We start from the raw sequence: 19,390 nt of genomic DNA on the forward strand, positions 1-19,390 counted from the left end.
ATCGAAAAATACAGTATGAACTGGGAACAACTTTTATCATTAAGACGCCAAGGCGATACAAGCAAGCGATTACGTATTGAACAAGATGACACTCGATTGGGTTTTGAAGTGGATTATGATCGTATTATTTTCTCTGCCGCTTTTAGAAGTTTACAGGATAAAACGCAGGTTATTCCTTTGTCTAAAACTGATTTTGTTCACACTAGGCTGACACACAGTTTAGAGGTTTCGGTAGTTGGGCGTTCTTTGGGAAGATTGGTAGGAAAGAAAATTATTGAGAAATACCCGCATTTAAAAGAGGTGCATGGTTTTCACATGAATGATTTTGGAGCTATTGTCGCTGCAGCTTCTTTGGCGCATGACATTGGGAACCCTCCTTTTGGTCACTCAGGTGAGAAAGCGATAGGAGAGTACTTTTCTATTGGAAAAGGAAAACAATACAAAGAGCAATTGTCTAAGAAAGAATGGCAAGATTTAATTGATTTTGAAGGGAATGCAAATGGATTTGCAGTTCTTACTGCCAGTCGTCCCGGAATTGAAGGCGGACTTCGTATTTCGTATGCGACTTTAGGGGCTTTTATGAAATATCCAAAAGAAAGCTTGCCTAAAAAACCAACAAAAGATATAGCTGATAAAAAATACGGTTTCTTCCAAACCGACAAAAAGTTTTTTCAGGAAGCAGCGAAAGACATGGGATTGATTCCGAATAAAACAGGAGACGATATCGGTTTTGAAAGACATCCTCTGGCTTATTTAGTAGAAGCTGCTGATGATATTTGCTACACTATTATAGATTTTGAAGACGGAATTAATCTTGGACTGGTTTCTGAAGATTTTGCTTTGGAGTACTTGATTAAATTGGTAAAAGACAGCATTGATACCTCTAAATATAAAACGCTTACCACCAAAGAAGATCGCATCAGTTATTTGCGTGCTTTGGCGATTGGGAGTCTGATTAATGATGCCGTAAAGGTCTTTATAGATAATGAAGAGGCAATTTTAGAGGGTAAATTCCCTTTTGCTTTAACAGACAAAAGCAAATACAAAGCACAGATGGATGACATTATCAGCATCAGTGTAAAAAATATTTACCAAAGCAGAGAGGTAATCGAGAAGGAGATTGTGGGTTACCAAATCATCCAAACCTTATTAGATAAATTCATTACGGCCTACGACAACAATTTTAATGGTACCGCTTCTAACTATGATAAATTGATTTTAAAAATGTTGCCGGAAAGACACCATTTAGAAAAAGAAGATTTATACGGTAGGTTGCTTCATATTTGTCATTATGTATCACTACTTACTGACGGAAATGCTTTAGAATTGTTCGAAACGATAAATGGTAAAAAAAGAGATTAATTAGAATTGATACAAGATTCCCACTCCTAAAACTTGTTTTAATTGTGTTTTTGGACCTACGGTAACTTGTTTTCCATCAAGTTCTTCTTTGGCCTTTATATCATCGTCATAGATGATATGGAGGCCAATGTTCGTTTTTACATATTCATTTACCTTTAAATCTAACATCAGGTCATAATCAACGTCGATATTTCCAAAATTATTTATGTAATCAGAATATAGGCTTAAGCGATTTTCCAAAGTGATGTTTTTTAAGATTTCTTTTTTATATAATGCTGTCAGCAGAAAACCAAGTTCAATCTTCGATCTTTCACCTTCAGAAATTAAATTACCGTTCAAGTCATATACCGCTTTAACAACCCCAAAAGAACCTAGGTTTGCTAATCGTTGATCTGCTACAAAAGTTATTTTAGAAGTGAATGGTGAGAGATAAAGCATTTCATCCTTCTTTTTTGTGGCATATTCAGCACCAAGACCTAGGAAAATATAAGCTGGGGCAAAAGGTCTGGAAACAGATATTTCCTTGTTTGGGTATGAATAACCATTGGTAAATTGCGTGTTGAAATTAAATTTTGCCGAATGATACCAGTTGGAAAGAGTGTCTTTTCGATAGCCTAATGTTGAGCTAAACTGAAACGCATCTTCTGTTTTTCTAAGCTCAATACCATCTTGCTTGTTTAAACCATAACGCATTATCAGTTCGTTTGACCAGGTGTAATTGTCTGTGGCGTATACTCTGTTAAATTTGGTTTTTAAAAGACCTGATATTGAACTAGTTCCACCGGCGTTCCAGTTGACAAAAGCGATTTCAGATATGTCGAAACCTATTTTGTTTTTATTTGTCCAATGTGACAATGTATCTTTTACCGGAACTGGTTTAGCTACTTTAACTGGTTTGTCCGGTTGTATAGTGGTTATGATTTTCTGTGAGAAAGTATTGATTGAAAAGAAAAAGAAGAGGCAGGCAAAAGATAATAGTTTGGTCATAGGTTAGTTCGTTACAGGGCGCAAAATAATTATTTTCATTTAGTTGAAAAAATTATTTCTAAACTTTTAACGTCAATATTGCAATATTGTTGTAATTCATCAACAGTTCCATGTTCTATAAATTCATCAGGAATTCCCAATGTTTTCATGTTTGCAGAATAATTGTTACGCGATGCAAACTCGAGAATAGCAGTTCCGAAGCCTCCCGAAATCACTCCGTCCTCTAATGTTATTACAGTTTTAAACGTTTTGAATATGGTATGTAATTCCGTTTCATCTAAAGGTTTGACAAATGCAAAATCATAATGAGCGATAGTGTCTGGATTGTTTAAATTGGCTAAAGCCAAAGTAACATTTTTACCTATTGGACCATTAGATAGCACCGCTGTTTCGGTACCTTTTTTTAGACAGCTTGCAGTACCAATTTCAATTTTTTCATAATTGCCAAAATGTTTAGATTGCCAATTAGCAATTACTCCGCGACCTCGAGGGTAACGGATTGCTATAGGATGGTCTAAACCTAATTGAGCGGTATATAAAATGTTTTGTAATGCGATTTCATTCAATGGCGAATAGATAATGATATTGGGGATACAACGCAAATAAGCCAAATCAAACACGCCATGGTGTGTTGCGCCGTCTTCACCCACTAAGCCAGCTCTATCTAAACAGAAAATGACGGGCAAGTTTTGTATAGCTACATCGTGAATGACCTGATCATAAGCGCGCTGTAAAAAGGTTGAGTATATGTTGCAAAAAACAACCATTCCCTGTGTTGCCATTCCAGCTGAAAGTGTGACGGCATGCTGTTCAGCAATTCCCACATCAAAAGCACGATGAGGTAAGGCATCCATCATAAATTTCAAGGAACTTCCGGAAGGCATTGCGGGTGTAATTCCTATTATTTTTTCATTTTTTCTGGCTAAGTCTAGTACGGTCAAGCCAAAAACATCCTGATATTTTGGAGGAAGGTTTTCTTCTGATTTTAAATGAATTTCGCCAGACTTTGCGTCAAATTTTCCTGGAGCATGGTATTTTACCTGATCTTCCTCGGCCTGTTTAAGACCCTTTCCTTTTGTGGTTATTACATGAAGGAATTTTGGGCCTTTTATTTTTTTTAAACGTTTCAGTTCTTTGATAACTGCAAAAATATCATGGCCGTCAATAGGTCCTGAATAATCGATATTCAAAGACTTAATCATGTTATTTTGCCTCGGGTTCTTTCCGTTTTTTACTGCGGTAAGGTAATCTTTCAATGCGCCCACACTTGGGTCAATCCCAATTGCGTTGTCGTTAAGAATCACCAATAAATTAGCATCAGTAACTCCGGCGTGATTTAGTCCTTCAAACGCAATGCCTGACGCTATGGATGCGTCTCCAATTACTGCTATATGTTGTTTTTCGAAATCTCCTTTCAAATTAGATGCAATTGCCATTCCTAAAGCTGCCGATATAGAAGTGGAGGAGTGGCCTACGCCAAAGGCATCATAGATACTTTCGCTTCTTTTTGGGAAACCAGAAATACCTCCAAGTTGCCTGTTGGTATGGAAATTTTCTCTTCGGCCTGTTAAAATTTTATGTCCATAAGCTTGATGTCCTACATCCCAAATCAGTAAGTCATCAGGGGTGTTGAATACGTAATGCAAGGCGATGGTCAGTTCGACCACACCCAAGCTTGCTCCAAGATGGCCTTCTTTTACGGATACAATATCAATTATGAAATCACGTAATTCCTTGGCTAATAAAGGAAGTTGTATTTCATGTAGTTCACGTAAATCCGTTGGGTAATTAATGGTTGAAAGTAAATTATCTGACATAAAGCAAATGTACGAATTGAATGCTGTATTTTTGTTTTATGGAAAACATTTTCACTGATGAATATTTTATGAAAAAGGCTTTGAACGAGGCCGAAATGGCTTTTGAAAAAGGCGAAATTCCTGTGGGAGCGATTGTAGTAGTCAATGATACTGTAATTGCGCGTAGTCATAATTTGACTGAATTACTTAATGATGTAACTGCCCATGCCGAAATGCAATCAATAACTGCTGCAGCCAATTATCTTGGAGGTAAATATTTAATTGGTTGTACACTTTATGTGACCCTGGAACCTTGCCAGATGTGCGCTGGCGCTTTATACTGGAGTCAAATTTCTAAGATTGTTTTTGGAGCCCGTGATGAAAACAGAGGTTTTGAGAAAATGGGAACACAGCTGCACCCCAAAACTATTGTAAAACGTGGTGTTATGGCAGAAGAAGCTTCGGACTTGATGAAACGGTTTTTTGCAGAGAAAAGAAAGTGATTTTTTATGGGGCTTTGGAGATTCTGACCTAAATATAGGTAGGCCAAACGGATCAATAGGGTTCAGTCATGGTTATTTCATGATTGTAGCCTGCGGAGTTAAGGTCAGTCCACTCCCATCCATCATCTTTAATGAGTGACAATAATAATCTGCGTCTGGTTTTTAGTTTTGCATATTCCAAATCTACCGCTTCACCAGATATAACTTTTATTCCCTTGTTTTCAAGTCCTGTAAGAATTATGACAGGAGGGGTTTCTTTGCCGGGAATTATAAAAGCTGCAGGGAGTGTTATGAGGTAGCTGGAAATAGCTTTTCTTAACCTGATAAGTACATTGAATGAAGGTCGTTGTTCTGCAGGAATATTATGCAGCAGTACGGTCAGTACCTCGTCAAGGTTCGTGAGATTGAGTACGAAAGCCTCTTTTTTGTCTGATGAATGGAAGAAATGCAGAACAGAGTATGCTTTATGATTTTGACCATGTAAAATGATAGAGTCGATAAGGCTTATGAAAGGTTGTTCCAGCTCCTTGAAATCTTTTCCATTCCAATAATTTAACAGGATTTCTACTACAGAACCGCCAAGAGTGTTTATGTATACACTTATTCTCCGTTTCATTATTTCAGCTGAAACGACCGGAATTAAGTAAGTGATGGCAATTGAAATCAGAATCAGTCCAGTAAACGAAAGTATTGCGGTCAATACGTCCCAAAAATCCCCAGTGGATTCTATGTCTCCTAGGCCTAAAGTGGAAAGCGTGTAACCTGTGTAAAATATCTTGTTTATGACTGTCGTAGAAGAGTTGGTTTCGACATTCATTAATGAACCTGGATCGCTGATGAACATCAAGCTAGCAGAAATCCAAATGAGCAGTAACCAATTGATAAGAATAGAAACCAATATAACAGCCCCGCCAACTTGCAAAATTTTTCTGCGCCCCATTTTTTTATTAATCAATAGTAAGATGCTCCAGATGGATTTAGATAATCGTTTCGAAATAAAACCAGCCCCTCGTACTGACAAGGAAGTGTTAATTAAGTCGGCAGCTGTAACAAGCAGAAGAATGACTCCTAAAAAAAATATAAAATAGTTCATATTATTAACTTTAATCTGTTGAAATAGACCAACTGTAGTATTGGTTGTACTCTAACGGTCTTGCATAAAGCGTTGTTGTGTGGTTAGGCAACTAAGATAAGAATTAAACGGTAATTAAACGCGGCTTAAGTTGACTCTTCGGCTGAAGGTTAACGTCCCGCTTTGAGCAAAAGGGGGGGCTTTGTAATATAGTTTTGTGTGTGTGATTGTGATGTTCGGACTCAATGTCTTAAGTTAGAGATTAATTTGTCATTTCGACCATAGGGAGAAATCACATAACTAGAGCAACTAATGTGATGTCACCTTCGTCGAAATTGTAAATGAAAATTGTTTTGGTTTCCCAAGCCCATAGCCCAGATTGAAACGAAAATCCTTTTTGTTTTTTTTCTTTAAAAAGAAAAAGATTGTCGAGTAAAGCTGGAAATAGCTCCTAAAGAAAATCGGAGTACTACGATTCCTTCAAAATTAGACACAAAAAAACCGCCAATCTCACAAAGGGCGGTTTTTGTTAGTATTGTTAAAAAGGAAGTTTTGGTAGTTTTGAAATGAATTTAAATAAATCCTCTCCTAACTCTATCATTTTACCACCTTTTGCGACTAGTTCGGTTGGTAGAACACCAATTGCTACCCAATCTTTTATTTCTTTTGCTTTATTAAAGAATTTTTTTAATTTACCTACCGATTTCTTTACCTCGATTTCATTTTTGGCATCTTCCAATCTGCAAATTTCCAATAATGCGTTGGTAAAGTTGTCCTGCCATTCTTTATTTGCCTTACTGACATCTTCAAAGTCTTCCAAAATATCCTTAAGTTCTTCTATTTTATGATTATTAGAATAGTTGTTGTTGTAAACTGTTTGAGTACTATTTTTGCTTAATAACTGCCCATTGTTAATTACGTTTCCGTGGAAATGAATCCCTTGTTTTTCCATAGATTTAATTATCTTTGAAGAGTCTTCAAAATTTTCTATTACTTTTAAAACATCAATATTTTTAATCTTGTGCGTTGGATGATAATCAATAACTCTAATTCCATTATATAGACTTCCTATCATTTCGTCATATGAAAGAAATACATCTTCATATTCTTCGTCATAATAAAATTCATTTTGTTGTTCAACATAGTTATCATATAAAACCTCTTCTTTAAATTTTAAAGAATATTTTGAATTAATATCTTTTATGTCACTTCTTAAAACTTCCCAAAAGCCCCTTATATTCTGACCTTTTATCCAAAAATCAATTATTTTTGAGTGTTGATTAGTTTCAACTAAAGCAAATGTTTCGTTGTTTAAATCTTTAAGAACAATGCCGGATTGCCAATATCCATTTTCTATACATTTAGAAATATTACGTGCCATAAAACGATACATTATTAACATTTCAAATGCCGATTCAAATTGAAATCTATAATGTTTAGCATCTGTTTTATATGTTTCAAATTCAATTGGTTTTTCGCCTTCGAAAGCACAAGGAACAAGATATTCGTCTTGAACAAATGGATTATAAACGCACAAATCATAATCTGTCATTAATGCAAGTATGAATTGAAAATCCTTTGTTCTATATTTTAATTTTACTTTTTCATTAGCAAACAAATATTTTTCTTCTTTAAAAATCTCTTTTAAGTCTTTAAAATTCAAATGCCCTTTATTGGTTCTTGTTATTTCAGAAGTAATAACAGAATAAGCTCCAGTTGTTATCCAATCAGGGTTTAAAACTTGTAGTTCCTCTAATATTGGTCTGTCAAAAAACACTATAGATCCAATTTTATCTAATTGTTTTAAAAGATTTTTTCGATTAGTCTCATTATAATATTTATTGTTATCACATATTATATCATATTCATTATATGCAATGAAATTTTTGTTTACGGTTACGTTTTTCTCTAGTTCGCTTTTAATTTTAAACCAGTTAATTGGATATTGAACTAATAAATCTCTTTGAGTTAAAATAATTTTGGTTAATTCATATTTAAAATTATCAAAACCTTCTCCTTCTTTACAGGATAATAAAAAAGGGTCCTTTAATTTAGGATATGTTTTTCTTAATTCATAGAAATTTTTATTATTATGTGAATTTTTATCTTTTTCTTCTTTCCAATTATAAACTATTAAAACTTCAGAACCTTTTCCTAATTTTTCAATTTGTTCTAGCCAATAAATTGCAGATGAATCATTTCTAGGGTCTAGAAGCAGTATGTAAATAACTTTCTCTGTTAGGAAAAATTGGTGAAGTGAATGTTGGATATGTTGACCTCCAAAATCCCATAAATTAACTCTAATATCTTCTCCTTCTTTGTTTTTAATTTCACTCCAAGTCTTTTTATTTATACCGTGTGTTGTTTCTTCTTTTGTATAAGGCATGCCAATTATTTTTTTCATCAAACTGGTTTTCCCTAATCCTCCATCACCAACAAAAATAAGTTTGCATTCATTTAAAGATTTTAGATTATAGGTCCTAGCATCTTCAAAATATTGAATTATAGTTTCGTTTCCTTGTTCAATTACTTCAATTGGTGGGATTGTAAAATGATTATATTGTATATAAATGATGTTTTCTAATTCTTCATCGAGATCAAATTGATCATAAATTATATCAAAATTTTTCACAATGAATTTCTCTAAAGGTCTTAAATCACTAATTTTATTACTGCTAATATCTATATGGGTTAAACTGTTTAAATTTGAAAGAGATGATATATCAGTAATTCTATTGTTTCCTAAATCCAGATTATTTAAATCATGCAAATTAGATAATATATTTATATCCGATATTTGATTATTCCACAAAAATAAATTTTCAATATTTATTAGTTCAGCAAGGGGTGATATATCGACAATTTTATTATTTCTCAATCCAAGAAATCTGAGTTTTTTAAAATTTTTCAAAATTGATAGCTGTGATATTTCGTTTGAGCCTAAATCTAAATAGGATAAAAAGTTTAAGGTTTTTAATGGGGCTAAATCTTCAATAGAGCAACCGCGTAAAGTTAGTTTTACGAGGTTTTTAAAATAAATAATATCATTTAAATTATTTATTTTGATATCAGTAATAATCAATGTCTCTAATTTGACTAAACTACTTATAATTTTTAAATCTAAATGCTTGTTTAGTTGTCTTAAAACAAGTTCTATAATTTCACCTGTTTCGTTTAATAAAAAATAATTTTCATCATAATAATCCATTTCATAGGTTTCATCTCTGCCTTGTGAAATTGTTATTCTATATTCTTTTTCTAATTCATTTATTATGTTTAGATTGTTCATATCAGCTTTTTTACAATAAACTTTTTAATTAAACTTTATTTAAGTTCAAATATAACAAACATTACCCTACAATTTCGATATAATAATTTATTAAGAGCCCAAATGCCCTAGCCCAGATTGAAGCGGAAATCCTTTTTGTTTTTTCTTTAAAAATAAAAAGATTGCAGTGTAAAGCTGGAAAAAGCTCCTGAAAAAAAGTCACAAAAAAACCGCCAATCTCACGAAAGGCGGTTTTTGTTTATTCCTTTATAACATTTCCTTTTTTATCGTAGAAATGATATTCTAAATACGTGTAAGCGTCACGAGGTATAATTTTCACCCATTTTTTATGTTCAAAAAACCATTTTGAACGTAATGATGGAAAACCTTTGGTAAGGTATGCTGCCACAAAAGGATGTACATTAAGCACAACTTCTTGATGACTTTTTAAAACTCTTTCTAAATCAGAATTGATTCTGTCGATAATTAAAATTGGTGCTTCAATTTCACCTTTAACATCATTAGGATCTTCTTCTCTAGTTTTAATATTTACTTCTGGTCTTACTCTTTGTCTTGTAATTTGAACTAATCCAAATTTACTTGGGGGTAAGATCTTGTGTTTCGCTTTATCATCGCTCATTTCTTCTCTAAGGAAGTCGAACAATATTTTACGATTTTCAGGATTAGACAAGTCGATAAAATCAATTACAATTATACCACCCATATCACGTAGACGCAATTGTCTGGCGATTTCGGCAGCGGCAATCATATTAACTTCCATTGCGGTGTCTTCTTGGTTGGTGGCTTTATTAGAACGGTTTCCGCTATTTACGTCAATGACGTGTAAAGCTTCAGTATGTTCGATAATAAGATAAGCACCTTTACTCATGGACACTGTTTTCCCGAATGAAGTCTTGATTTGTCTCTCTATGTTGTATTTCTCAAAAATGGGCGTATCATTTGATTGATAAAACTTAACAATTGATTGTTTTGAAGGTGCAATTTCTTGCAAATAATCCTTCGTTTGATTGTACAACTCTTCATCATCAATTTGAATACCACTAAAGGTATCGTTGAAGACGTCTCTTAATATTGATGAAGCTCTATTGAGCTCTCCTAATATTTTTGACGGATGATGAGCGGTTGGTAATTTTTTACACATTGCATCCCATCTGCTAAGCAGGTTCTGCATGTCTTTTTCTAATTCGGCTGTGTTTTTGCCTTCTGCTACTGTGCGAACAATAACACCAAATCCTTTAGGTTTGATAGATTGTACTAATCGTTTAAGACGGTCCTTTTCTTTCTTATCTTCTATCTTTTGAGAAATAGAGACACGATCCGAGAAAGGGACTAAAACAATAAATCTTCCGGCAAGAGAAAGCTCAGCGCTAATCCTTGGTCCTTTTGTAGATATTGGTTCTTTAACAACTTGTACTAAAATAGATTGGTTGGCATTTATTACATCTGTAATAGTACCGTCTTTGTCTATCTCTTTTTCAAACTGAAAGTTTTTTAGGGAGAAATCTTTTATTTTACCTGCGCTTACAAGTTTTATGAATTTCAGTTGGGAAGTTAGATTTGGACCTAAATCATGATAATGTAAAAAGGCGTCTTTTTCGTAGCCTACATTTACAAAAGCAGCATTCAATCCAGCAACTGGTTTCCGTATTTTAGCGATAAAAATATCACCTACTTGAAAGTTGCTTTTTTCTTCTTCTTTGTGTAATTCAATTAGTTTTCCATCTTTTAATAAGGCAAAATCTACGAAATCAGAACTAGATCTAATGATTAATTCTTTATTCACGATGTAAATTTTTATCCAAACTTTTAGCTTAAAGTTTAAAATTTCAGGTTTAAAGTTAAAAACTCGGACCATAAACTTTTAACTCACAACTGAATTGTTAGGATGGATTAAACAATAAATTTAACAGGTATTGAACCCGGTGAAAAGAAGATTATTGGAGAGCAGAATAAAGAGCATAGACTTTTCGTCGTCTATGTTCTATTATCTTTTCTCTTTGATCTTTTTTCAATTTCAATGAACGTTTAAAAAGAAAAAAGTAGTTTAAAACTACTTTTTCTTTTTGTGACGGTTAGCTCTCGCTCTTTTTTTACGTTTGTGAGTAGCGACCTTATGTCTTTTTCTTTTTTTACCGCTTGGCATATCTTTTCGATTTTATGATTAATATTATTATTTTGCTTCGTTATTTATTTTTACACCTTCCACAAAAACTTTTGCAGGTTTGAATGCAGGAATGTTGTGTGCAGGAATTTTAATGGTGGTATTTTTAGAAATATTTCTTCCAGTTTTTTCAGCTCTTGTTTTAACAATAAAGCTTCCAAATCCTCTTAAGTATACATTATCACCAGTTTCTAATGAATTTTTAACTTCAGTCATAAAAGTCTCTACTGTTGCTTGAACATCACCTTTTTCTAGACCTAATTTTTCTGAAATTTTTGCTACGATATCTGCTTTCGTCATTTTCTTTCCTTATTTATTATATTGTAATAATTTTTTTGAGTGTGCAAATATATGAATTTAAAAAACAATTATTCAAGCTAATTCGTTAAAATTTAATCACATAAACTTTTACATTTGCAAACAAATATTTAACAATGAGATTTTCTAATTCGCTTATACAGTGGTATTTAATTAATAAGCGAGATTTACCTTGGCGAAACACAACAAATCCATATCTAATTTGGCTCTCTGAAATCATGCTGCAACAGACGCGTGTTGCTCAAGGAACGCCGTATTTTTTGTCTTTTGTAGACGCTTTTCCTACCGTTTTTGACTTGGCTAAAGCCGATGAAGAACAGGTTTTGAAACTGTGGCAAGGACTAGGTTATTATTCCCGTGCTCGAAACCTTCATAAGACTGCTCAATATGTCGCCACGGAACTCAATGGTGTTTTTCCTAATAACTACAATGATCTTTTAGGTCTTAAAGGTGTAGGGGAATATACGGCCGCTGCTATTGCCTCATTTTCTTATGAGGAGGCGGTTCCAGTTGTAGACGGAAATGTATTTCGAGTTTTGTCTCGTTATTTTGATCTAGAAACTGATATTGCTTTGGCTTCCGCCAAAAAGGAGTTTGCAGCATTGGCTTTCGAATTAATGCCAAAAGATAATCCTGCAACATTTAATCAGGCAATAATGGAATTTGGAGCGTTGCAATGTGTTCCTAAAAGTCCTAATTGTGGTGTTTGTTTGTTTAATGATAGTTGCGCTGCTTTGCAAAAAAAGAAAGTAGACCAATTGCCGGTGAAATCGAAGAAGATAAAAGTAAGGAATCGCTATTTTAATTATTTAGTGGTTTCGGATGATAATGAAGATACAATTGTCCAAAAACGAACATCAAAAGGGATTTGGCAAAATCTATATGAGTTTCCTTTGATAGAAACGGAGGCGGTTGAAAGTTTTGATTATATAGTAGAACGTATCGAGAAAGAATTTTTTGTAAACGAAACTATAGAGAACGTAATGGAGTATAATGAAAAAAGTATCATTCACAAGCTTTCTCATCAGCATTTACATATCAAGTTCTGGAAAGTAAATATAAAAGGAATCATTGAAAATGGTACGGATGCGGCTACTTTAAGAACGTTTCCTTTTCCTATAGTAATTCATAATTTTATCGAAAAGGAGTAATATTAGAGACTTAAAAAAATGTATCTTTGAGATATATCCATAATATTGACATGAACGGAACACTAAATAAAGTGATGCTAATTGGGCATCTTGGCGATGAAATAAAAATGCACTATTTTGATGGTGGTAATTGTATTGGGCGATTTCAATTGGCGACAAATGAAGTTTATATCAATAAAACGACCAACGAAAAGATAACCTCTACTGAGTGGCATAATCTGGTAGTGCGCAATAAAGCTGCTGAACTTTGTGAAAAGCATTTGTCAAAAGGGGATAAGATATATGTAGAAGGCAGAATCAGGTCCCGCCAATGGCAGGCTGAGGACGGTACTACAAAACATACGAGTGAAATTCAGGTGACCGAATTTACATTTCTGTCTACTAAAAAAGCTGCTGAAAACAACAAGCAGATTCCCGCACCAGAATCCGTAAAAAATACTAACTTTGACCCACAAAATAATGGCTTACCAATCAATGATTTGCCATTTTGATTGTTTAACTAATTTTATATAATTTGGACCCAGATCCCAGTTTAATTCTTGCGTATACAGTAGATACTAATCTAGTATATGGATTTATCGGAATAGCCGTGTTGCTTATATGCTCGGCATTAGTTTCCGGTGCAGAAGTGGCATTATTCTCGTTGTCGCAAACGGAAGTAGATGAAACAATACAAGGAAATGCTTCCAAAGGGAAAATCATTTCCGAACTGCTACAACGACCAAAAAAATTATTGGCAACGCTACTTGTGGCTAATAACTTCATCAATATTGGAGTGGTGATCTTATTCTCATTTATAGGCGGAAACTTGTTTTCTTCTATAACTTCCCCAGTATTAAAATTTACTTTAGAAGTAGTCCTAGTAACCTTTTTGTTATTGCTATTTGGTGAAGTTTTACCTAAGGTATACGCCAGCAGAAATAATATAAAGTTTGCTAAAGCGATAGCCTACCCAATAGCAGTACTTGATAAATTGCTTTCGCCAATTAGTATTCCAATGAGGGAAACAACGGTGTACTTGCACAATAAGCTAGGAAAGCAAAAAAATAATTTCTCGGTAGATCAGTTGTCGCAAGCTTTAGAATTGACTTCGTCAGAGGAAACCTCGGTTGAAGAGCAAAAAATATTGTTTGGTATTGTGACTTTTGGGAATACAGATACTAAACAGGTGATGAGTCCTAGGATTGATATTTTTGGGTTAGAAATGACGGAATCTTTTTCTGATATTTATTCGAAAATTATAGAAAAAGGATATTCAAGAATCCCAGTTTACAGAGATAATATTGATCAGATAGAAGGCGTTTTATTTGTTAAAGATTTACTACCTCATTTAGATAATGATAATTTTGAGTGGAATACCTTGATCAGAGAGCCGTTTTTCGTTCCTGAAAATAAAAAACTAGACAATTTGTTAAAAGATTTTCAGAGAATGAAAAGTCATCTTGCCATCGTAGTTGATGAATATGGAGGTACTTCAGGTCTTGTTTCTCTTGAAGATGTTATTGAAGAAATTGTAGGTGATATCAGTGACGAATTTGATAACGAAAATGCAAATTTCATTAAAATTGACGATAGGAATTACCTTTTTGAAGGGAGAGCAAACTTGAAAGATTTCTATAGGATTATAGATGTTGATGAAGAAGTGTTTGAAATTAAAAAAGGTGAAGCGGAAACGCTGGCTGGATTTATCCTCGAAATTTCAGGAAACTTCCCTGCAAAAGGTCAAAAGATTTTATACGAAAATTGCATGTTTACAATAGAAACAGTAGATAAAAAACGGATCAAACAGATAAAAGTAGCGATTGATGCTAAGATTAAAGATGGGAAATAAAAGACAAAATCGTAAGTCCGTTGTTGGGATAGTTTTTACGGTTTTTGGACTATTATTGTTTAGCGGTTGTAAGGATGATGTTTTTCCTAAGCCAGCTAGTCATTTACGTTTGGATTACCCAATGGCGAAATATGTGGATTTTGAAAACGACTGTCCGTTTAGTTTCGAAATGAATTCGGATGCGGTTATAAAAGGGGAGAAGGATTGCGGATTTACTATTTCGTACCCAAAAATGAAAGCGACAATTTATCTTACTTATAAACCTGTCAACAGTAATATAAATTTCTTGTTGAGAGATGCTCAGAAATTAACGTATGAGCATGTTATTAAAGCCGATGACATATTAGAGCAGCCTTATTTGGACCCAAGTAAAAAAGTATATGGAATGTTTTATCAGGTAGATGGAAATGCGGCTACCAATTCCCAGTTTTATGTAACGGATAGCACCAAGCATTTTGTTACGGGTTCTGTTTATTTCTACACAAAGCCCAATTATGACTCGATTATGCCTGCGGCGAGTTATGTTAGAAACGATATGCAACGGTTGATGGAAACCTTGAAATGGAAATAAGAGTATAAAAAAAAAAGCATTCACCGCGGTGAATGCTTTTTTTTTATAACAAATGGGGTCAATTATGACTTCATGTTTGAAACGGTGTATGTTTTACCGTCTCCAGTAGCTTGTACTACTTTTGTCAATGTTTCAGGTGTTTGAATGGTTTTGTCAAAAGTTACTGTGCCTGTTTTTTTCTCAAAATCAATTGTGGCGTTTTGCACCCCGTCAAGATCTGATAATTCTTCTTGAATTGTTTTTGCACATCCAAATTCACAAGTCATTCCTTCAACCGCAAAACTAGCTGTCTGAAGGTTTTCGGCAGCAATTTCTTTTTTTACTTTTGGGGCAACTGTTTCGGCTGTGGCGGTTTCTTTTGGAGCTTCCTCAGTATTATTTTTACAGCTTACAAACAAAAGAGCGGTAACTGCAAGGGTAGCTATTGATTTTGTAAAGTTCATTGTGTTTTGATTTTGAGTGTTTTACTAAAATTTAAAATTCATTGCAAAATTAATAAAAAAACAAGCTCTAATTCATAAAATTATTACAATTTTGGGGCAAAATAGTGTTTATGGAATCGAAACAAATAAAATGGGCGTACTTAACGGTTCTTGCCTTAGTGTGGGGAAGTTCGTTTATTCTGATAAAAAAAGGGTTGATTGGGCTATCTGCTTTACAGGTAGGGTCTTTGAGAATTATATTTGCCGCTATTTTTTTATTATTAATTGGTTTTAAAAGTTTGCCAAAGATTCCCAAGCAAAAGTGGAAGTATATTGCAATGACTTCTATGTTTGGAACTTTTGTACCGGCTTTTCTTTTTGCATTGGCGCAGACTGAAATTGATAGTTCAGTAAGTTCAATCTTGAATTCTTTGACGCCGTTAAACACTTTGGTTTTAGGGACTTTGTTTTTTGGAGTTGGTTTTCAGAGACGTCAGGTTTGGGGTGTTTTTATAGGTCTTGTGGGAAGTTTGCTTTTGGTGTTTAATGGCGCCATGAATCATCCTGATCAGAACTATTATTATGCTATTTTAGTGATCATTGCATCAATTTGCTACGCTATAAACGTTAACCTTATAAAAAGGTTTCTGTCAGATTTGAGTCCGTTGAGTATTACGACAGGGAACTTTGCGGTATTGCTTGTTCCAGCATCTCTAATTTTGTTTTTCACTGGTTTTGCTGAAGCGATTCATATAGAAAGCGTGCAGCATGCTGTTTTGTTTATTGTTATCTTGGGAGTAGTAGGTACAGGAATTGCTAATATTCTATTCTTTAAATTAATTCAGATTTCTTCTCCGGTTTTTGCAACTTCAGTAACCTATTTGATTCCGGTTGTGGCTTTCTTTTGGGGTTTGCTGGATAATGAAATGCTAACTCCTGTTCAGTTTTTTGGTGCATTTATTATTTTGATAGGTGTCTATTTGTCTGCCAAAAAGTAGTTTTAGAATGGAGCTTAGCTAAGCTAGGTTTTTTATAAAATTGAGAAGCATTTATATAACAATATAGGCCGTCTTATGGACGGCCTATATTGTTTTTAAAAATAATTGAAAGTATTTTATTTGTAAACGGGTTTTTGAATAGGATTCCCGTAGTTATCAAAATAAAACATCGGTATGTCAAGTTTTTCCAGACCCGGAATTACCTCTGATCCTTTTCCTGCAATAATAATGCGGGTGTTGTCAATTAGGAAGTACTTATTCGCTGCTTTAAGGATGTCATCTGGAGTTACTGCATTGATAATTTTGATGTAGTTTTCGTAAAAGTCTTTAGGGAGGTCTTCTGTCTCTATGTTTAATGCATATCTGGCAACAGACTGTGGTTTTTCTACCTGCATTACAAAGCGGCCAATATAACCTGCTTTTACATCACTCAATACTTCTTCGGAAACTTTTTCAGTTCGTATCTTTTTAATCTCCTTGATGAATTCGACAACTGCGCTATCAGTTGCAGAAGTCCTAATAGATGATGCTGATCTTAATTTTGAAACATATTTACCAGCGCCTATTATTGCATTGGCGCCATAAGTCCAACCGTGTTTTTCTCTTAAATTCATGTTTAAGTAACTATTGAAATCGCCTCCTAATATATAGGTTGCTATAACAGCAGGGAAGAAGTCTTTATCGCCCATTTTTAAATCAATGGTATTTACCAAAGAAATTTCAGACTGTGAGGCATTTGGTACATCCACAAAATTAATTTGGGTAAACGGGACGTTTTGTGGCGTGGCATAGGTCAGTTTTGGTGTGGCTCTTTTTTTCCAGGAACCAAAAAGTTTTTCGACAATTGGCTTGACTTCTTTGAATTTCACATCTCCAATGATGACTAAGTAGGCATTTTCAGGAACGAAGTAGTTTTCATAATTGGCAACAACATCAGCAAGAGTTATGTTCTTAACTGTTTCTTCAGTCATGTACTCTCCAGATGGGTGATTGGGTCCAAAGGCCAAAGCGTCAACTACTCTGTTAGCAATTGTGGGAACACTCTTTTCCTGAGCTCTTATGCCTTCTAGTAGCTTTGCTTTTTCTTTGTCAAACTCTTCTTGTGTGAAATTAGGATAAAGTGCGCCGTAAGACATTAGTTGTAATACACGTCCCGAATATTTTGAAAGCGAACTGGCATAGGTGCCATTTGAGCTAAAAGCCATATTAGCGCCTAGAAAATCGACCTCTTCATTAAAATCATCTTTGGTGATTTTGATATTTCCGCTTCCTATTAAACTACTGCCTAATTGATCTACTCCTTTTTTGTTTCCTTCTGCAAATGGTGGGTTATCTAAAGTTAGGTTGTAGGTAACTCTGGGTAATTTGTGATTTTCAACAATCATTACTTTTAGTCCGTTAGGTAAAAAGAAGGTTTGTGGCTTTTTTAGATTTACAACTGGTGCTTTTCCGGCTTTAGGTTGTGTGCGATCTTGTGCTTGCATAATTCCTGTTATGAATAAGAGGATTAGTATAATTCTTGTTTTTTTCATGATTGTCTTAATTCTGAGCAGTTGCTATAGCGGGAACATAATCCAATAACAATCGTTGGTTTGGATTTAGGTATTTTTTTGCAACTTCCCTGATTTCTTCTCTAGTAATAGAATGGTAAAGATCGATTTCAGTATTTATCAAATTGATATCTCCATAAAGTAAATAGTACTTTGCTAAATTTTCAGCAATTCCCTCAACACTTGAGTTGTTGTTTACATATTGTGTTTCAAACTTGTTTAGTAGTTTTTGATAATCATTCTCAGAAATTAAATCCGTTTGTATTTTAATAATTTCTTCATCTATTTCCTTTAATAAATCTTCCGAAGTGTGAGTTCCCATTGGTAAACCATATAATATATACATGCCATAGTCTTCTTGGCTAAAGCCAACAGCACCAATTTGAAGTGCTATTTTTTTCTCGTCTACGACTTTCTTGTAGAGCTTCGAGCTTTTGCCATCGCTTAAGTATGATGAAATGAAGTCGAGAACACGGGCATCTCTTGTTTTCATCGATGGCGTTCTGTATGATGCCACTAACATAGGGATCTGAATATTTGGATCGTGGTAAGTCGCTTTTAAAGTTTGTGTTATTGGTTCTTCGATGAAAGTTTGTTTTTTTATTTTTTCGCCTTTTTGGATTGGTCCAAAGTATTTTTCAATCCATGCTTTAGTTACTGTTTTTTCAAAATCACCTGCAACCACTAAAACGGCATTATTAGGAATGTAGAATTTTTTGTTGAATGCTTTGAAATCTTCTAAAGTTGCTGTGTCCAGATGTTCCATAGAACCAATAGTAGACCATTTATAAGGATGATTTGTGAACATATTTTCTTTTACGACGTTTATTATTTTGCCGTAAGGACGATTGTCATAGCGAGAGCTTTTTTCTTCTTTTATGACTCCGTTTTGGGTATCTACGCCAATTTGATTGATAACAGGATGCATCAGTCTTTCGGATTCCATCCAAAGTGCCAATTCTAGATTGTTAGAAGGGAATACTTCGTAGTAATACGTTCTGTCATCCGAGGTGTTCGCGTTGTTAGTTCCTCCATTTGAAGTTACTATTTTGAACCATTCCCCGCGTTTGATGTTTGCGGTTCCTTCAAATAGTAGGTGCTCAAAGAAATGGGCGAATCCTGTTTTCTCTGGATTTTCATCTTTTGAGCCCACATGATACATCACTGAGGTTATGACAACTGGGGCAGTGGGGTCATGATGTAAAATAACGTGCATGCCATTATCGAGATTGTATTCTTCGAAAGCTATTTTTTGGGCTGTGGCCACTCCTCCAAGTAAAAGCGCAGTACTTATTGCCATTATTGATTTTTTCATAAGGATTAATAAAAATATATATACATAGGTATAAAAACGGAAATTATTGTTACTTCAAAATTAC

Annotated in this window: 16 protein-coding genes; 7 read left to right on the forward strand and 9 right to left on the reverse strand. The window is 34.2% G+C overall.

Annotated elements, in window-relative coordinates:
• The first annotated feature begins 15 nt into the window (after window positions 1–15).
• The gene (dgt, locus tag BLV91_RS15760; RefSeq protein WP_091435016.1) at window positions 16–1,362 is read left to right on the forward strand and encodes a dGTP triphosphohydrolase; all 1,347 of its coding nucleotides are present in this window, start codon (window positions 16–18) and stop codon (window positions 1,360–1,362) included.
• Here the strand turns inward: dgt and BLV91_RS15765 are convergent, their stop codons facing one another.
• The gene (locus tag BLV91_RS15765) at window positions 1,363–2,349 is read right to left on the reverse strand and encodes a DUF3078 domain-containing protein (RefSeq protein ID WP_091435018.1); all 987 of its coding nucleotides are present in this window, start codon (window positions 2,347–2,349) and stop codon (window positions 1,363–1,365) included.
• 35 nt (window positions 2,350–2,384) lie between these two features.
• Window positions 2,385–4,166 carry a 1-deoxy-D-xylulose-5-phosphate synthase gene (locus tag BLV91_RS15770; RefSeq protein ID WP_091435020.1) on the reverse strand — a complete coding sequence of 594 codons (1,782 nt, stop codon included), beginning with the start codon at window positions 4,164–4,166 and terminating at the stop codon, window positions 2,385–2,387.
• Window positions 4,167–4,204: 38 nt separating this feature from the next.
• On the opposite strand from BLV91_RS15770, the gene BLV91_RS15775 reads away from it, so the two are divergent.
• Window positions 4,205–4,648: a nucleoside deaminase gene (locus tag BLV91_RS15775; RefSeq protein WP_091435022.1), complete on the forward strand. Its 444-nt coding sequence runs from the start codon at window positions 4,205–4,207 to the stop codon at window positions 4,646–4,648.
• A gap of 52 nt (window positions 4,649–4,700) precedes the next feature.
• Here BLV91_RS15775 and BLV91_RS15780 read toward each other — a convergent pair whose 3' ends face one another.
• The 4 genes from BLV91_RS15780 to BLV91_RS15795 all read right to left on the reverse strand — a co-directional run bounded on the left by BLV91_RS15780 (window position 4,701) and on the right by BLV91_RS15795 (window position 11,470).
• Window positions 4,701–5,669: an ion channel gene (locus tag BLV91_RS15780; RefSeq protein ID WP_175514028.1), complete on the reverse strand. Its 969-nt coding sequence runs from the start codon at window positions 5,667–5,669 to the stop codon at window positions 4,701–4,703.
• Window positions 5,670–6,258: 589 nt separating this feature from the next.
• The gene (locus BLV91_RS15785; protein WP_091435026.1) at window positions 6,259–9,009 is read right to left on the reverse strand and encodes a COR domain-containing protein; all 2,751 of its coding nucleotides are present in this window, start codon (window positions 9,007–9,009) and stop codon (window positions 6,259–6,261) included.
• Window positions 9,010–9,247: 238 nt separating this feature from the next.
• Complete coding sequence (locus tag BLV91_RS15790) at window positions 9,248–10,792, reverse strand: Rne/Rng family ribonuclease (protein WP_091435090.1); 1,545 nt, start codon at window positions 10,790–10,792, stop codon at window positions 9,248–9,250.
• A gap of 387 nt (window positions 10,793–11,179) precedes the next feature.
• Window positions 11,180–11,470: an HU family DNA-binding protein gene (locus BLV91_RS15795; RefSeq protein ID WP_007137418.1), complete on the reverse strand. Its 291-nt coding sequence runs from the start codon at window positions 11,468–11,470 to the stop codon at window positions 11,180–11,182.
• Window positions 11,471–11,604: 134 nt separating this feature from the next.
• Between BLV91_RS15795 and mutY the strand changes: the two genes are divergently transcribed.
• The 4 genes from mutY to gldD are packed head-to-tail and all read left to right on the forward strand — an operon-like array spanning window position 11,605 to window position 15,041.
• Window positions 11,605–12,639, forward strand: a complete 1,035-nt coding sequence (mutY, locus tag BLV91_RS15800) for an A/G-specific adenine glycosylase (protein WP_091435028.1) — start codon at window positions 11,605–11,607, stop codon at window positions 12,637–12,639.
• A 50-nt stretch (window positions 12,640–12,689) separates the two neighbouring features.
• Window positions 12,690–13,130 (forward strand): single-stranded DNA-binding protein, encoded by a 441-nt coding sequence (locus BLV91_RS15805; protein WP_091435030.1) that lies wholly within the window; start codon window positions 12,690–12,692, stop codon window positions 13,128–13,130.
• Between the two features lie 23 nt (window positions 13,131–13,153).
• Complete coding sequence (locus tag BLV91_RS15810; protein ID WP_091435032.1) at window positions 13,154–14,470, forward strand: gliding motility-associated protein GldE; 1,317 nt, start codon at window positions 13,154–13,156, stop codon at window positions 14,468–14,470.
• Window positions 14,445–15,041, forward strand: a complete 597-nt coding sequence (gldD, locus tag BLV91_RS15815) for a gliding motility lipoprotein GldD (RefSeq protein ID WP_394331845.1) — start codon at window positions 14,445–14,447, stop codon at window positions 15,039–15,041. The genes BLV91_RS15810 and gldD overlap by 26 nt, the downstream gene beginning before the upstream one ends.
• 62 nt (window positions 15,042–15,103) lie before the next feature.
• Here gldD and BLV91_RS15820 read toward each other — a convergent pair whose 3' ends face one another.
• Entirely contained in the window at window positions 15,104–15,484 is a 381-nt protein-coding gene (locus tag BLV91_RS15820; RefSeq protein ID WP_091435036.1) for a heavy-metal-associated domain-containing protein, read from the reverse strand.
• A 110-nt stretch (window positions 15,485–15,594) separates the two neighbouring features.
• Here BLV91_RS15820 and BLV91_RS15825 point away from each other — a divergent pair, with 110 nt between their 5' ends.
• Window positions 15,595–16,461: a DMT family transporter gene (locus BLV91_RS15825; protein WP_091435038.1), complete on the forward strand. Its 867-nt coding sequence runs from the start codon at window positions 15,595–15,597 to the stop codon at window positions 16,459–16,461.
• Between the two features lie 116 nt (window positions 16,462–16,577).
• Here BLV91_RS15825 and BLV91_RS15830 read toward each other — a convergent pair whose 3' ends face one another.
• On the reverse strand, window positions 16,578–17,993 hold the full coding sequence (locus BLV91_RS15830; RefSeq protein ID WP_245709723.1) for a M16 family metallopeptidase: 1,416 nt from the start codon (window positions 17,991–17,993) through the stop codon (window positions 16,578–16,580).
• 7 nt (window positions 17,994–18,000) lie between these two features.
• On the reverse strand, window positions 18,001–19,326 hold the full coding sequence (locus BLV91_RS15835; protein ID WP_091435040.1) for a M16 family metallopeptidase: 1,326 nt from the start codon (window positions 19,324–19,326) through the stop codon (window positions 18,001–18,003).
• Between the last annotated feature and the right edge of the window lie 64 nt (window positions 19,327–19,390).

This window comes from Flavobacterium degerlachei (assembly GCF_900106645.1).
GTDB classification, from domain to species: Bacteria; Bacteroidota; Bacteroidia; order Flavobacteriales; family Flavobacteriaceae; genus Flavobacterium; species Flavobacterium degerlachei.

Coding starts and splice junctions, on each gene's coding strand:
- BLV91_RS15825 (WP_091435038.1), top strand. CDS start 15,595: ATGGAATCGAAACAAATAAAATGGGCGTACTTAACGGTTCTTGCCTTA.
- BLV91_RS15835 (WP_091435040.1), bottom strand. CDS start 19,326: ATGAAAAAATCAATAATGGCAATAAGTACTGCGCTTTTACTTGGAGGA.
- mutY (WP_091435028.1), top strand. CDS start 11,605: ATGAGATTTTCTAATTCGCTTATACAGTGGTATTTAATTAATAAGCGA.
- dgt (WP_091435016.1), top strand. CDS start 16: ATGAACTGGGAACAACTTTTATCATTAAGACGCCAAGGCGATACAAGC.
- gldD (WP_394331845.1), top strand. CDS start 14,445: ATGCTAAGATTAAAGATGGGAAATAAAAGACAAAATCGTAAGTCCGTT.
- BLV91_RS15785 (WP_091435026.1), bottom strand. CDS start 9,009: ATGAACAATCTAAACATAATAAATGAATTAGAAAAAGAATATAGAATA.
- BLV91_RS15775 (WP_091435022.1), top strand. CDS start 4,205: ATGGAAAACATTTTCACTGATGAATATTTTATGAAAAAGGCTTTGAAC.
- BLV91_RS15830 (WP_245709723.1), bottom strand. CDS start 17,993: ATGAAAAAAACAAGAATTATACTAATCCTCTTATTCATAACAGGAATT.
- BLV91_RS15820 (WP_091435036.1), bottom strand. CDS start 15,484: ATGAACTTTACAAAATCAATAGCTACCCTTGCAGTTACCGCTCTTTTG.
- BLV91_RS15805 (WP_091435030.1), top strand. CDS start 12,690: ATGAACGGAACACTAAATAAAGTGATGCTAATTGGGCATCTTGGCGAT.
- BLV91_RS15765 (WP_091435018.1), bottom strand. CDS start 2,349: ATGACCAAACTATTATCTTTTGCCTGCCTCTTCTTTTTCTTTTCAATC.
- BLV91_RS15795 (WP_007137418.1), bottom strand. CDS start 11,470: ATGACGAAAGCAGATATCGTAGCAAAAATTTCAGAAAAATTAGGTCTA.
- BLV91_RS15770 (WP_091435020.1), bottom strand. CDS start 4,166: ATGTCAGATAATTTACTTTCAACCATTAATTACCCAACGGATTTACGT.